Consider the following 14,883-nt stretch of genomic DNA (forward strand, 5'->3'; position numbering starts at 1 on the left):
TTATAGATATCAATGGAATTTAAAAAAGATGACTCCTGTTGGATACAGAAATCATCTTCTTGATGTTGCCTAACTTTTTTCAAAATGTCCTTTACAAAGGGTACAGATTATAATTCCCCTGCTTTTCTATTTGGTTTATGTAGTTAGATATAAAAGATGATAAGCAGTCAAAGAGCATAATCCCGTTATAAACAAAATTATCCCCATAGAACGAATATGTGTTAATTGTCTCCCGCTTATAATAGCCAATAGTCCAGCTAAAAGGAAGAAGCTCCAATATAAAGTTCCTGAAATTAGGAGTTTTTGCTCTAAATCTATTCCGATTCCTATACAAATGACAGGAACAACGATAAATAATACGCTAATCAATCCGGCTATAATGGTAAGTAATTTACGATATTTAATTCCGGCAGCAATTAAAAAAATACCAACGATGATTTCACATAACAATAAAATAGGGGCTAAGATAAGCCAAATAAATAATCCGGTAGATTCCATGTGTAATAACTCCTTAACGAATGAAAAATGAATCAGGCATAGACATGAGCTGCCAACAAATAGCTGCGAACAGTCCTATCGAGAAAATAATAAATCCCATGTTGCGTATACTATTAATTTTTGAACGTGCCCCATTGATTCCTGCTAATAAACCAGCTAGAGAGAAAAACATCCAATATAGAACAGTTGGAATATGAAGAACGTTCTCTCCGTTTATACCTTTGTTCAAAAAAATAAAAGGCATTATAACGAATGAGAAGCAAATAATCCCCACTAAGATAGCAAGGGATTTACGATGAATAATTCCGGTTACTACTAAAAAAATACCACCAGTAATTCCGCATAATAAGAGAAGTGGCATAAAAAGCATCCAAATAATACTGAACATATGTAAACTCCTTTATATTAATCAAGTTATATTTTACTACATGAGGTTTATTTTGGATATTATTAATAAATATATATAATTTGATAGAAATTAGTAGTAACGATACGAATGATCGAAAAGTGTTAACAGAAGAAGATTTTGAAGTTGTTATAAAAGAGTAAAGAGAGGTATCGGGATGATACCTCTCTTTATACTAAAAAGGCGAACATATTATTCATAATATGAAATAGCATAGCTGGAATAATAGAATTTGTTTTCTTACATAGAATAGCCATTAAAAGTCCCATGAAGAAGGTGATTACCATTACTCCAAGTGAGTATGTGTGTGCGATACCGAAGAAGAAACTCGTTAAGACTGCTGCAATCCAAAATGGAAAACGCTCTGATAAGAAGCGAAGTATGAAGCCACGGAAAATGAGTTCTTCAAAAATTGGTGTGAGTATTGCAAAGCCAATAAGTAGTAATGTTTGATATTGATTAAAAACTTCTAAGTTTAGTGCAGAAGATTGTTGTTTCGTTGCGTCTTGGAATACATAATTTAACATGATGAAATTAAGAAGAATATTTAACGCGAAAAAAAGGAGCAAGTATATGTATGTACGCCATTCTTTGAGTGCCCTAAAGTTAAATGCCTCTAGTAATAGTCTTTTTGCAGGTTCGTATTTAAAAATGAAGAACAATAAAATCCCTAGTTGCAATGCGATACTTGTAGTATTTGCAATAGAATCATATAAGGCTATTTGCTTTTTATTTGTGAGACCAGCTGTATAAATCATTAAAGGTAATGCTAGAAATAAAGTGATAAGTCCGGTTCCAAAAAAAGCAAATAAGACAGAGCTAATAAATTGCCCCCATGACATGGAGTGTTTCTGTTCATATGGAAGTTGTGTAGTGGATTGCATGTATAAAATCACCTCTTTTATATTCTTATATGTAATTATAAGGTATTATTATTTATAATGTTATGCTCAAATATTACATACAAAGTTAGAATTTTTAAAATTGCACTTCTTGTTACATGATTAGTAAAAATAATAAAAGAGGTATCACTCTGTAGTGATGCCTCTTTCTCATTGATAACTATGTTCTGTTTTGTTATTCGATTTCGATTGCTCTATTTGCAATTCACGCTCTACCAATCGATCTAACTGCTGCATTGCTTTTAGTGCTTTTTCATAAGAAATAGTTCGGTAATGGTGTGCTCCGCCTGGCTCTTCGTCTGCTTCATCTGCCCATTTAATAATGTTTTGAAGTGGAGTTCTCTCAAGTGTTTGTTCTACTAAGAAAGAATCAGTGTGCAATAGAATTGCAACAGAAATTTCTTTTGCTTGCTTCGGATGTTCTCCTAATCGGATTAATAACTTATGAGCTCTTTCTGCTCCTTTAATCGCATGTATATCATTCTTTTTATACAAGTCATAGTCCCATTCTCCCTCACTGTACCATGTGTGATGTCCGATATCATGAAGGAAGCCAGCCTTTGTCGCAGCATCGACTGAGGCGTGATACTTTTTAGCTAAGTGAAACGCATGGTAAGCGACAGCAATCGCGTGGACCATTCCAGAACGGTTTACGTATTTTTGTGTAATGTGATGTTTGAAAATTTGTTCAAGCGTAATACGGTGCATAAAACATTCACTCCTTTTATCCCGATTTAACGGGCAGTAAGACTCCCACCTCAAAATTTGGCGAATGCGAGGAAGTTAGGTAGGAGATTGACTGCCCGTAAAAGCCCGATTGGTTCAACTAATAATCAGTGGGGATGGACAAAACCCCACTGATTAAAGTTTCACTTTATCTAATGGTGTATATGAAGAAAATCGATCGGTTTAAATGTATTTTGAACATTGTACTCCATCAAGTAGCGTTAGTAAAGTAGAAATGTTTAGGAGAAGAAAAATTTTATAGACATAAAAGATCACCCTAGTTTTTTCTAAGGTGACCTTTTATTGCTTATTTTTTTAATCCTTGCTCCAGTGTTCCTAACATTTCGTGTTTTTCATTTTCATCAGCATTTTTCCAAATGACTTCGAATAAAACACCAAGACCTGGAAGCATTTTTTCTTCACCGCTTTGAATTGCATCGACAATCGTTTCTTGTAATTGATCTTGTGAATTTCCAGATACATTCGCTAACACAGCGCCGCGTAGATTAAAATTCATCACTTTCACCTCTTCTTCAGAATTGAAACTGACGTTAGTTTTTGTTCTTTTTTATGTAAATATGTATGAAAAATAGGCTATAATGATAAGACAAGAAGAGAGGGAATTACATATTATGAAAAACATTGATTCAGTACAAAATCCGCGTGTGAAGCAGTGGAAAAAGCTGCAAACGAAAAAAGAACGCGATAAGCAAGGGTTGTTCTTTGTTGAAGGGTTCCACTTAGTAGAGGAAGCTTTAAAGGCAGGAGTTGTAACAGAACTTATCGCTTCGGATCAGACGGACTTACCGAAAGATTGGACAGTTAATGATGTTGAAATGTATATCGTGCCTGAAGCAATTGTAAAAGTACTTCGCGAAACAGAAACAACGCAAGGTGTATTTGCTGTTTGTGAGAAACATGAGAAAGAAGTAGCTCTTACTGATGGGAAATTTCTTTTATTAGACGGCCTTCAAGACCCAGGTAATTTGGGAACGATTATTCGTACAGCTGATGCAGCTGGTATTCATGCCGTTGTGCTTGGAGAAGGGTGCGTTGATGTTTATAATAGTAAAGTACTACGATCTACACAAGGTTCTATTTTCCACTTACCGGTTGTAAAAGGGAACTTAGAAGAATGGGTAGACAAGTTAAAAGAAAATAACGTCCCTGTATATGGAACAGCTCTTGAAAATGGAGTTCCATTTGGTGAAGTAACCCCGGCTGGAAGTTTTGCATTAATTGTAGGAAATGAAGGAAGCGGCGTACGCCAAGAAATTCTTGCGAAAAGTGATCAAAACTTGTATATTCCGATTTACGGCGGGGCAGAATCATTAAATGTTGCGGTTGCAGCAGGGATTTTAACTTATTATTTACAAAGCCCAGTTGCGAACAAATAAAAAACTTCTTATAATAAGTTGAAGTATATGTTTGTAATGAACATACAATAAAAGTTAAATAACGAAAAACGTTGATAGAGAAGAGTAGCTTACAAAATCGCCATATAGGGAGAGAGTGCCGTAGACTGAAAGCATTCTTATGGTAGATGGAAGTGAATTCACCTCTGGAGTTGGCGCCAGGACCATTTATATGTAAAGGCGTTCCGGTCAGAATTGATCGTTATAACTAATGAGTGGGCAGACTTGTTCTGTCAATTTAGGGTGGTACCGCGAATTTACCTCGTCCCTTTTTGGGAGCGAGGTTTTTTTATTTTTAAAATTAGGAGGGTTCCAAATGGAAGCACGTTTAAAAGAGCTAAAGCAAAAAGCGTTAGAGCTTATTGAAGAAGCGAAAGAGCTAAAGGGCTTAAACGACGTACGCGTAGCGTATTTAGGAAAAAAAGGCCCAATTACAGAAGTATTACGCGGCATGGGAAAATTATCAGCAGAAGAGCGTCCACGTATGGGAGCATTAGTAAATGAAGTACGTGAAGCGATTCAAACGCGTCTAGAAGACAAAATTAGCAACTTAGAAAAAGCAGTAATCGAAGCAAAATTAGCTACTGAAACAATTGATGTTACACTGCCAGGTCGTCCTGTTGAAACAGGTTGTCACCATCCGTTAACATCAGTTGTTGAACAAATTGAAGATGTATTCATCGGTATGGGTTATGAAGTAGCTGAAGGAACAGAAGTAGAAAAAGACTACTACAACTTCGAAGCATTAAACTTACCGAAAGATCACCCAGCGCGTGATATGCAAGATACATTCTACATTACAGAAGAAACGTTACTACGTACGCATACATCTTCTGTGCAAGCACGTACGATGGAAAATAACAAAGAAAAAGGCCCAATCAAAATTATTTGTCCTGGTAAAGTGTATCGCCGCGATGACGATGATGCGACGCATTCACACCAATTCATGCAAATTGAAGGTCTTGTAATTGATAAAAACATTCGCATGAGTGACTTAAAAGGTACACTGCAAGTTTTCGTGAAGAAGATGTTCGGTGAAGATCGTGAAATCCGTCTTCGTCCAAGTTTCTTCCCATTCACAGAGCCATCTGTAGAGATGGATATTTCTTGTATGATGTGTCACGGTAAAGGTTGCGGTACTTGTAAAGGGACTGGCTGGATTGAAATTTTAGGCGCAGGTATGGTTCATCCGAACGTACTTGAAATGGCTGGTTATGATTCAAAAGAATATCAAGGTTTCGCATTCGGTATGGGCGCAGAGCGTATCGCAATGTTGAAATACGGCGTAGACGACATTCGTCATTTCTATACAAATGATGTACGTTTCTTACAACAATTCAAACGAGCGTAAGGGAAGGAGAGGATAAATATGTTCGTATCATATCGTTGGTTACAAGAGTATGTAGATATTAAAGATGTAACAGCACAAGAACTAGCAGACAAAATCACGAAAAGTGGTATTGAAGTAGAAGGTGTTGAATTATTAAATAAAGGTGTAAAAGGTGTTGTAGTTGGTCACGTATTAGAATGTGAAAAACACCCAGAAGCTGATAAATTAAACAAATGCTTAATCGACATCGGTGAAGAAGAGCCAGTTCAAATTATTTGTGGTGCTGCTAACATTGCAAAAGGTTTAAAAGTACCAGTTGCAAAAGTTGGCGCTGTACTTCCTGGTAACTTCAAAATTAAAAAAGCAAAACTACGCGGGGAAGCTTCTCACGGTATGGTTTGTGCTCTTCAAGAGCTTGGTATTGATGGGAAACTCGTTGCGAAAGAATATGCAGACGGTATCTTCATCTTCCCAAGTGATGCTGAAGTTGGTGCAGATGCACTTGAAATTTTAAATTTACATGATGAAGTACTTGAGCTTGGTTTAACACCAAACCGTGCAGATTGCTTAAACATGTTAGGTGTTGCATATGAAGTCGCTGCTATTTATGGTCGTGAAGTGAAACTTCCAGCTATCAACTTACAAGAAACAGAAGAAAAAACATCTGATTACATTTCTGTAAGTGTAGAAGCGAAAGAAGAAAATCCGTTATATATTGCAAAAATGGTGAAGAACGTAAAGATTGGTCCATCACCAATGTGGATGCAAACTCGCCTTATGGCAGCTGGCATTCGTCCAATTAGCAACGTAGTTGATATTACAAACTACATTTTAATGGAATACGGTCAGCCGTTACATGCATTCGATTACGATAAATTAGGTTCAAAAGAAATCGTTGTTCGCCTAGCTAAAGAAGACGAAAAGATTCAAACATTAGATGCTCAAGAACGTACGTTACAAAGCCACCACCTTGTTATTACAAACGGTGAAAAAGCATTAGCTGTTGCTGGTGTAATGGGCGGAGCGGATTCTGAAGTTGATAGCGAGACAGTAAACGTTCTAATTGAGTCTGCATACTTTGCAGGTCAAACAGTGCGCCGTACATCAAAAGACTTAGGTCTTCGTAGCGAATCAAGTGCACGTTTTGAAAAAGGAATCGACCCAACACGTACATTTGAAGCAATTCAACACGCAGCTGCTTTAATGGCAAAATACGCTGGCGGAGAAGCACTTGAAGGTGTAGTAGAAGCTGATAACTTACAAGTACAAGAACGTACAGTATCTGTTACAGCTGAGAAAGTAAACCGTGTATTAGGTACAGATATTTCTGCGAGTGAAATGGGTACAATGTTCACAAACTTAAAATTCCCATTCACAGAAGTAGAAGGAACATTCCATGTGAATGTACCAGCACGTCGTCCTGACATTACAATTTCAGAAGACTTAGTAGAAGAAGTAGGTCGTCTGTACGGTTATGATCACATTCCAGTTACATTACCTGCTGGAACGATGACACGTGGTAAATTAACATCAGCGCAAACGAAACGTCGTAAAGTACGCCGCTTCTTAGAAGGTGCTGGTTTATATGAAGCAATCACATATTCATTAACAAGTGCTGACAAAGCGAAACAATATATGGTTGAGCCGAACGAAAAAGCCCCTGTCAATCTTGCGCTTCCAATGAGCGAAGAGCGTAGCCAACTTCGTTTAAGCTTAGTGCCACAATTGTTAGAAGCAGTTTCATACAATGTTGCACGTAAAAACGACAGCGTTGCATTATATGAAGTAGGTTCTATCTTCTTACCAACAGAGGCAGGAGAACTTCCGAAAGAAGAACAACATCTTGCAGGTGTTATGACAGGTCTTGCTCTTCACCATGCATGGCAAGGTGAGAAGAAAGTTGTAGACTTCTTCGTTGTTAAAGGTGTATTAGAAGGATTATTCGACGTACTGGGCGTTGCAAACCAAATCACTTATGCACCAGCAAAACGTGAAGGTATGCACCCAGGCCGTACAGCTGACATCGTATTAGATGGTGAAGCAATCGGATTCATCGGTCAACTGCACCCGGAAACAGAAAAACAATTAGATGTGAAAAATACATTCGTATTCGAATTATCTCTTGCAAAAGTATTCGGTGCAGACGCCGAGGAAACTTACTACTCAGCAATTCCACGTTTCCCATCTATGACACGTGATATGGCTGTTGTCGTAACAACAAATACAAAAGCTGGTGAAATGAAGCAAGTAATTGCTGAAGCTGGCGGAGAACTTCTAAAAGAAGTAACACTATTCGACTTATACGAAGGTGAAAAAATGGAAGAAGGCAAGAAATCACTTGCATTCTCTATGAACTACTTCGATGCAGAACGTACATTAACAGACGAAGAAGTAACAGAAGCACATAGCCGTGTATTAACAGCGGTAGAAGAAAAATTTGGTGCGGAGTTACGTAAGTAATAAAGTGAAACTTTAATCAGAGGGGAGTCATCCCCTCTGATTATTAGCCCACACCAATCGGGCTTTTACAGGCAGTTAATCTTCCACCTAGCTCCTTTGCTACAGCAAAAGTTTGAGGTGGGAGTTTTACTGCCCGTTAATGCGGGATAAAAACAGCTGCCGGAATTTTCCCGGCAGTTTTTTTATTAGAATGGTTGTTGAAAGATGCCGGTAAGTCGATATTCTATGTCGAATCGCCGATAAATTTGAAGTTGTGGTCGATAAATTATAAAAATCGCTGATATATATCAAGGCATCTTGCATCTTTCCCTCGAATGTAGTACATTAATTTTAGTTTAACAAAACGAAAGACGATGATAAGGAAAAGTAGTATATACTATAATCCAAAGCGAGTCAGGGACGGTGAGAGCCTGATGAGGCGGTATATGTGAAGAACACCTTGGAGTTGCTAACCGAAATTGAAACTTGTATTCAAGAGTAGACTTAGACGGGAATCCGGCCTGTTACAAACCGGGAAGTATGTATTACATACGAGTTAAAGTTGGTCTTTATGACAAATTGGGTGGTACCGCGAAGTTTAACCTTTCGTCCCTTTATGGATGAAAGGTTTTTTTGTATTTAAATATATCAGCAAAGGAGAATTTTACTATGGAAAACACATTAGTAAAAAGTCTGTATAGAGATACAGATAAATACGCAGATCAAACAGTACAAGTATCGGGTTGGATTCGTAACTTACGTGATTCAAAAGCATTTGGTTTCATCGAATTAAACGACGGTAGCTTCTTCAAAGGTGTTCAAATCGTTTTCGATACAGAATTAGAGAACTTCAAAGAAATTGCAAAGCTTCCACTAAGCTCTTCAGTTAAAGTAGAAGGTAAAGTAATTGCAACACCTGGAGCGAAGCAACCATTTGAAATTAAAGCAGAAAAAATTGATATCGAGGGCTTATCAGATTCTGATTACCCACTTCAAAAGAAGCGTCACACGTTTGAATACTTACGTACAATCGCTCACTTACGTCCAAGAACAAATGCATTCTCAGCAACATTCCGCGTGCGTTCTATCGCAGCATTTGCAATTCACCAATTCTTCCAAGAGCGTGGATTTGTACATGTTCACACACCGATTATCACTGGTAGTGATACAGAAGGTGCAGGTGAAATGTTCCGCGTAACAACGCAAGATTTAAACAACGTACCAAAAGGTGAAGACGGACAAGTTGATGAATCAAAAGACTTCTTCGGCAAAGAAACGAACTTAACAGTAAGTGGACAGCTGAATGCTGAAGCTTATGCATTAGCGTTCCGTGATGTGTACACATTCGGACCTACATTCCGTGCAGAAAACTCAAACACAACTCGTCACGCAGCTGAGTTCTGGATGGTTGAGCCTGAGATTGCATTCGCTGAATTAGGCGATGTAATGGATCTTACAGAAGATATGCTGAAATATGCAATGAAATACGTACTAGAGCATGCACCAGAAGAAATGGATTTCTTCAACAGTTTCGTTGATAAAACAGTTCTAGAGCGCATGAACAACGTAATCAACTCTGACTTCGGTCGTATCACATACACAGAAGCAATTAAAGTGCTTCAAGAATCAGGTGCTGAATTCAAATACCCAGTAGAATGGGGTATTGACTTACAAACAGAGCACGAAAGATTCTTATCAGAAGAAATCTTCAAACGCCCTGTATTCGTAACTGACTATCCGAAAGATATTAAAGCATTCTACATGCGTATGAACGAAGATGGTAAAACAGTAGCTGCTACTGACCTTCTAGTTCCTGGCATCGGTGAATTAATCGGTGGTAGCCAACGTGAAGAAAGAATGGACGTTTTAGTAGACAGAATTAAAGAATTAGGTATGAACGAAGAAGACTACTGGTGGTACTTAGAACTTAGAAAATACGGCGGTACAAAACACGCTGGATTCGGTCTAGGTTTCGAGCGCTTCCTAATGTACATCACTGGTATGGCTAACATCCGTGACGTAATTCCATTCCCAAGAACTCCAGGTTCTTCTGAATTCTAAAAACAAAAAAAGCGAGAGCAACTGCTCTCGCTTTTTTTGTTTGGAAAAATGTTGTTCATAGGTTCGTTCGTATCTCACATATAGTAAAACGAATGAAATATTTATGGGCAAGGGAAAGGGGTTTTGGCTCGATGGGGGAGATTCCAAGTCATACAAAGTGGACACTGCATGACAAGTATGTGGTGATTACTGGTGCAACAAGTGGTATTGGATTAGCGGCAGCTAAGGCATTTGCAGAGCGCGGTGCCAAACTAGGAATCATTGCACGTAACGAGGAAAAAGCGAATGCTGCTATTGCTCAAATTAAGGATGTAACGAATGGGGATGCGATGATAGATCTATTTTTAGCTGATATGGCTTCCCAACAATCTATACGCCGGGTAGCTACTGATATTTTGGAAAGGTGTCCGAGAATAGATATATTAGTGAATAATGCTGGTGCTTTATTTCAAACAAGGAAGCTTACGGAGGACGGTTTGGAGATGACCTGGGCGGTAAACCATTTAGGTCCATTCTTACTCACTAATTTGTTGTTGGAGCGTTTAAAAGAAAGTGCTCCTGCTCGTGTCATTACCACTGCATCTCACGGTCACAAAATGGCTAAAAAGGGAATTGATTTCGGTGATCTAGATGCAGAACAACTTTATCTCGGTGTTAAGAAGTTCATGGGCGGTCCTACAATGCGTTATGCGCAAACAAAACTAGCTAACATTTTATTCACCTCTGAATTGGCACAGCGGTTGGAGGGAACGGGTGTTAGTGCTTATAGCTTTGACCCGGGGCTAGTGGATACGAATTTTAACCAGGACAATGGTCTGGTTGCTCGCTTAACTATGGCAGCAATGAAACCTTTCTCTCGTACACCCGAGGAAGGTGCTGAAACTTTAATATGGCTAGCAGAATCAAATCGATTCATTGACCATAGTGGCTGTTACTATGCCGATAAGCAAATAGGAAAAACGTCTGAAGCCGCCTTGGATAAGGATGCCGCAAAACGTCTATGGGACATTAGTGAAAAACAGACACGAGAGTAAAAGAGTAGCGAGTGTCTGTTCAGATTGTTATGTTGAATAGTTTTTTACCCTTAAGTAAAAAGTAAGCTTGGGGGTGAGTGCAATGAGTAAAAAAGTGAAAACAGATCATTCTAGATCAAGCCTAGGTTCTCCAGAGGTGGAAGGACAAGGAACAACTACGCATGAAACGGGTTCTCATAAAGTACCTTCATCAAATAAGAAGCAGAAGCGAAGTTAAACATAAAAAGGGAGTCATGGAGACTCTCTTTTTTAGGTGAATAGTAAATGAATGTATATCGGCTGAAATTGAAATATATTGATATGCGACGAAAATAGGAACGTGTGAGATCCTATTTACCCATTTTTCATTCAAACAAGGCGAAAAGAATTCAATTCTTTTCGCCTTGTTTAGTTCATCCATATCCTGTCGATACTAAAAAGTAGTTATCTTTTCAACAAACGAAACGCCTTTTCCGTATTAGCAAAATGCAGTTTTACAAATTCAGGCAATCGTTCTTTACCAAGCTTTTGAATTAATTTAGCAGCAGCGATATCAACTTGTTTACCAGCACCTTTTGGAAGTGGCATACCAGCTTTTTTGCTTAGTTCGTCAAACTGTTTTACGAATGAGTAACGAGCTAAAATAGAAGCAGCAGCTACTGCTAAATGGACACTTTCGCCTTTTGTAGCGAAATAAACGTTTTCACGCTGTACCTGTTTTTGTTTCGCTAAATATTTATAGTATGTATCAGGTTGTGTAAATTGATCGATTAAGATACCTTCTGGTTTTGTAGGTGCGATTTTTGCTAATAAGTTTGTGATGGCTTTATTGTGTAGTAAAGCTTTCAGTTTACCTTGGTTGTTTCCTTTATCAAATAGCTCATTATATTTTTCATTATGAAGAACGAGAGAGCTATAAGGAACAACGTGAAGGAGTTGTTTTGCAATTTCAGTAATTTGAGCATCGTTTAAGTTTTTGGAGTCTTTTACACCAAGTTCTTTTAAAAGTGGAATTTGCTTTGCATCCACATATACAGCAACAACTGTCATCGGTCCAAAGAAATCTCCAGTACCTACTTCATCGGACCCTAAAATCGACATTGTGCCAATAGAAGAAGGTGGTGCATATTGGTGCGAATTGGCCGATTTTTTTACAGCTGATTTTGGTGTTTGAGAGACAGTTTGCCAACGAGCGGCCTCTGCTTCGGCACGGCCCCCTTGGAACATTACTTTGCCTGATTTATATGCTGTAATCGTGCAAGATGGTACCTTTGCCATGAAGACACCGCCTTGCGGAATTTTCGGGCTAAGCGCTTGTTTATACTGTTGTTTCATGTCTTCAATTGCACTAGAACTTGTCTGTATTACGATAGAATTTGACAAAATGGTCGCTCCTTTTTTAATATTGTTATTTTTATCATATCGGATTGTTCTTTCTGTTTCCATATTATGATGGTTCATGGTATGATAAACTTTAGGATTCTGTACGTGATTGGAGGCCGGTGAGTTGTCACAACAAAAGGGAAATAAAAGTCGAATTAATGTAGAAATATATGGTCAACAATATTCAGTTGTTGGCGATGAAAGTACAAGTCATATCCGCATGGTAGCAGCGATTGTGGATGATAAAATGCGCGAACTCAATGCCAAGAATCCTTCGCTTGATACGAGTAGACTAGCGGTATTGACGGCGGTAAACGTCATACACGATTACATAAAATTAAAAGAAGAACATGAGAAATTGAAAGAAAGTATGACACAAAAAGGAATTGAATAACATGATTGATATTATTATCATTTTATTGCTTGTTATGGGATTTTTCCTCGGTTTACGCAGAGGATTTATTTTGCAACTTGTAAAGTTAACAAGCTTTATTATCGCATACCTCGTTGCATACTGGTACTGTAAAGATTTAGCGCCAGCACTTGCGAAAATTATTCCGTATCCATTTGATAAGAATGTGTCTGTTCCCGAATGGATAGATGCGAATAATATTGAGGGTGTCTTCTATCAAGCAATTGCGTTTATTGTATTATTTATTATTACAAAAATCGCACTTTCACTACTTGGTAATTTACTGAATATGTTTGCAGAAATCCCAGTTTTAAAGCAAGTCAATGCGGTTGCTGGGGCACTTCTTGGCTTTTTAGAAGTGTATATCATTCTGTTTGTCTTAATTATTGTTGGATCAATTCTTCCAATTGAACAAATACAAACACCATTACAAAAATCATCAATTAGCAAAATAATTGTAGACGATACACCGATTCTTTCTGAAAAGGTGAAGGAACTATGGCAGACAGGTAGCAGAGTATAACTTCTCTTTTTTCAGAAAGAGGAGTTTTTTTCTATGAACGAAAGGCGGGAGAATCATGAAAATAAATAAAAAACAAGTTATTAAATTATTAGAGACAATCGGCCTTTTTATGGAGTTAAAGGGTGCAAATCCATTTAAAATATCAGCATTTCGTAAAGCGGCAGCAGCGCTAGAAAGCGACGATCGCAGTCTTTCTGAAATTGAAGATTTTACAAAGATTCCAGGCATCGGAAAAGGAACAGCGGCTGTTATTCAAGAATATATAGAATCGGGAACATCTGAAGTATTACAGGAGCTTGAAAAAGAAGTACCGAGCAGCTTATTACCGTTATTAAAATTACCAGGGCTTGGTGGCAAAAAAGTAGCGAAGTTGTATAAAGAGCTTGGTGTTATTGATATGGAAACATTGCAAAAAGCCTGTGAAGAAAATAAAGTACAAGCTTTAGCGGGATTCGGTAAGAAAACAGAAGAGAAAATATTAGAAGCAATTGATCAAGTAGGCTCTCGTCCAGAGCGTTTACCAATTGCGATGGTATTGCCTATTGCCGGGGAAATAGAGGAGAAATTGTCGAATGTTGCTGAAGTAATTCGCTTCTCACGCGCTGGTAGTTTGCGCCGTGTTCGTGAGACAGTGAAGGACTTAGATTTCATCATTGCAACGACAGAGCCAGCAGTAGTACGTGAACATTTACTACAATTTGATAATATGATTGAAGTGATTGCGAGCGGGGATACGAAGGTATCTGTTCGTCTTCAATATGAATATGATATTTCAATTGATTTCCGTCTTGTAAAACCAGAAGAGTTTATTACAACGCTTCACCATTTCACAGGATCAAAAGACCATAACGTAAAAATGCGCCAAATCGCGAAAGATAGAGGCGAGAAAATTAGTGAATATGGTGTGGAAATCTTAGAGACAGGTGAAGTGAAAACATTCGAAACAGAAGAAGCATTCTTCGCCCACTTTGGCCTTCCATTCATCCCACCAGAAGTGCGTGAAGATGGAAAAGAAATTGAATTAATTAAAGAGTATCCGAACTTAATTCAGTTCTCTGATATACAAGGTGATTTACATATGCATACAACATGGAGTGACGGTGCTTTTTCAATTGAGGAAATGGTACAAGCATGTCGTGCTCGTGGGTATAAATTTATGGCAATTACTGATCACTCGCAATACTTGAAAGTAGCGAACGGTTTAACGAAAGAGCGTCTGCGTGAACAAGCGAAAGAAATTGAACGTATGAATGAAAAGTATCCAGACATTACAATTTTGCGCGGGATTGAAATGGACATTTTACCAGATGCGACACTTGATTTTGAAGATGAAGTATTAGCAGAACTAGATTATGTTATTGGAGCGATTCATTCTAGCTTCTCACAAGACCGTGAAACGATTATGAAACGTCTTCGCACTGCACTTGAGAATGAGCATGTCACGATGATTGCTCATCCGACAGGACGTCTTCTTGGGCGCCGCGAGGGTTACGATGTAGATACAGATTTATTAATCCAGCTCGCAAAAGAAACAAATACAGTTTTAGAATTAAATGCAAATCCAAACCGTCTAGATTTAAGTGCGAAATTATTAAAACAAGCACAAGATGCTGGTGTAAAAGTAGCGATTAATACGGATGCTCATACACTTGAAATGTTAGAAGATATGGAAACAGGTGTAGCGGCAGCACGTAAAGGTTGGATTCAAAAAGATAACGTGATTAACACATGGGATATTGAACGTTTATTAGACTATATTAAACGTAATAAGTAAC

At 38.1% G+C, this 14,883-nt stretch carries 16 protein-coding genes and 2 other annotated features; of the genes, 10 read left to right on the forward strand and 6 right to left on the reverse strand.

Features of this window, described 5'->3' with window-relative positions; all coding sequences use genetic code 11:
* The coding region (locus tag MR071_RS25885; RefSeq protein ID WP_325782561.1) for an IS3 family transposase at positions 1-73 on the forward strand (73 nt) is incomplete at its 5' end.
* Between the two features lie 62 nt (positions 74-135).
* Here the strand turns inward: MR071_RS25885 and MR071_RS23245 are convergent.
* The 5 genes from MR071_RS23245 to sspI form a co-directional block, all read right to left on the reverse strand.
* The gene (locus MR071_RS23245; protein ID WP_105587948.1) at positions 136-498 is read right to left on the reverse strand and encodes an ammonia permease; all 363 of its coding nucleotides are present in this window, start codon (positions 496-498) and stop codon (positions 136-138) included.
* 13 nt (positions 499-511) lie between these two features.
* Entirely contained in the window at positions 512-886 is a 375-nt protein-coding gene (locus MR071_RS23250; protein WP_242238106.1) for an ammonia permease, read from the reverse strand.
* A gap of 188 nt (positions 887-1,074) precedes the next feature.
* Entirely contained in the window at positions 1,075-1,788 is a 714-nt protein-coding gene (locus tag MR071_RS23255; RefSeq protein WP_002145450.1) for a CPBP family intramembrane glutamic endopeptidase, read from the reverse strand.
* 168 nt (positions 1,789-1,956) lie between these two features.
* Positions 1,957-2,514 carry an HD domain-containing protein gene (locus MR071_RS23260; protein WP_105587950.1) on the reverse strand — a complete coding sequence of 186 codons (558 nt, stop codon included), beginning with the start codon at positions 2,512-2,514 and terminating at the stop codon, positions 1,957-1,959.
* A 325-nt stretch (positions 2,515-2,839) separates the two neighbouring features.
* Positions 2,840-3,049, reverse strand: a complete 210-nt coding sequence (gene sspI, locus MR071_RS23265; RefSeq protein WP_088034070.1) for a small acid-soluble spore protein SspI — start codon at positions 3,047-3,049, stop codon at positions 2,840-2,842.
* Positions 3,050-3,131: 82 nt separating this feature from the next.
* Here sspI and MR071_RS23270 point away from each other — a divergent pair, with 82 nt between their 5' ends.
* The 6 genes from MR071_RS23270 to MR071_RS23295 all read left to right on the forward strand — a co-directional run bounded on the left by MR071_RS23270 (position 3,132) and on the right by MR071_RS23295 (position 11,028).
* A complete protein-coding gene (locus tag MR071_RS23270) occupies positions 3,132-3,929 on the forward strand; it encodes a TrmH family RNA methyltransferase (protein ID WP_142395944.1) in 798 nt (265 codons plus the stop codon).
* Between the two features lie 62 nt (positions 3,930-3,991).
* Positions 3,992-4,220: a binding site (T-box leader), on the forward strand.
* A 43-nt stretch (positions 4,221-4,263) separates the two neighbouring features.
* Positions 4,264-5,298, forward strand: a complete 1,035-nt coding sequence (gene pheS, locus MR071_RS23275) for a phenylalanine--tRNA ligase subunit alpha (protein WP_105587952.1) — start codon at positions 4,264-4,266, stop codon at positions 5,296-5,298.
* 18 nt (positions 5,299-5,316) lie between these two features.
* Positions 5,317-7,737, forward strand: a complete 2,421-nt coding sequence (pheT, locus tag MR071_RS23280; RefSeq protein WP_242238107.1) for a phenylalanine--tRNA ligase subunit beta — start codon at positions 5,317-5,319, stop codon at positions 7,735-7,737.
* Between the two features lie 344 nt (positions 7,738-8,081).
* Positions 8,082-8,333 (forward strand) — a binding site (T-box leader).
* 52 nt (positions 8,334-8,385) lie between these two features.
* Positions 8,386-9,777, forward strand: coding sequence for an asparagine--tRNA ligase (asnS, locus tag MR071_RS23285; protein WP_105587954.1), 1,392 nt, complete (start codon positions 8,386-8,388; stop codon positions 9,775-9,777).
* Between the two features lie 131 nt (positions 9,778-9,908).
* Complete coding sequence (locus MR071_RS23290) at positions 9,909-10,811, forward strand: SDR family oxidoreductase (protein WP_105587955.1); 903 nt, start codon at positions 9,909-9,911, stop codon at positions 10,809-10,811.
* Positions 10,812-10,893: 82 nt separating this feature from the next.
* Positions 10,894-11,028 carry a YuzL family protein gene (locus MR071_RS23295; RefSeq protein WP_105587956.1) on the forward strand — a complete coding sequence of 45 codons (135 nt, stop codon included), beginning with the start codon at positions 10,894-10,896 and terminating at the stop codon, positions 11,026-11,028.
* A 206-nt stretch (positions 11,029-11,234) separates the two neighbouring features.
* Here the strand turns inward: MR071_RS23295 and rnhC are convergent, their stop codons facing one another.
* Entirely contained in the window at positions 11,235-12,173 is a 939-nt protein-coding gene (gene rnhC, locus MR071_RS23300; RefSeq protein ID WP_105587957.1) for a ribonuclease HIII, read from the reverse strand.
* A gap of 124 nt (positions 12,174-12,297) precedes the next feature.
* Here rnhC and zapA point away from each other — a divergent pair, with 124 nt between their 5' ends.
* From zapA to polX, 3 genes are read left to right on the forward strand one after another with little or no spacing between them, the layout of a single operon-like run.
* Positions 12,298-12,567, forward strand: coding sequence for a cell division protein ZapA (gene zapA / locus MR071_RS23305; protein ID WP_002112165.1), 270 nt, complete (start codon positions 12,298-12,300; stop codon positions 12,565-12,567).
* Between the two features lies 1 nt (position 12,568).
* A complete protein-coding gene (locus MR071_RS23310) occupies positions 12,569-13,108 on the forward strand; it encodes a CvpA family protein (protein ID WP_002015450.1) in 540 nt (179 codons plus the stop codon).
* 55 nt (positions 13,109-13,163) lie between these two features.
* Positions 13,164-14,882 carry a DNA polymerase/3'-5' exonuclease PolX gene (gene polX, locus MR071_RS23315; RefSeq protein ID WP_105587958.1) on the forward strand — a complete coding sequence of 573 codons (1,719 nt, stop codon included), beginning with the start codon at positions 13,164-13,166 and terminating at the stop codon, positions 14,880-14,882.
* Position 14,883 lies beyond the last annotated feature (1 nt).

The organism is Bacillus cereus group sp. BfR-BA-01316, from assembly GCF_022664195.1.
In the GTDB taxonomy this organism is placed as follows: Bacteria; Bacillota; Bacilli; order Bacillales; family Bacillaceae_G; genus Bacillus_A.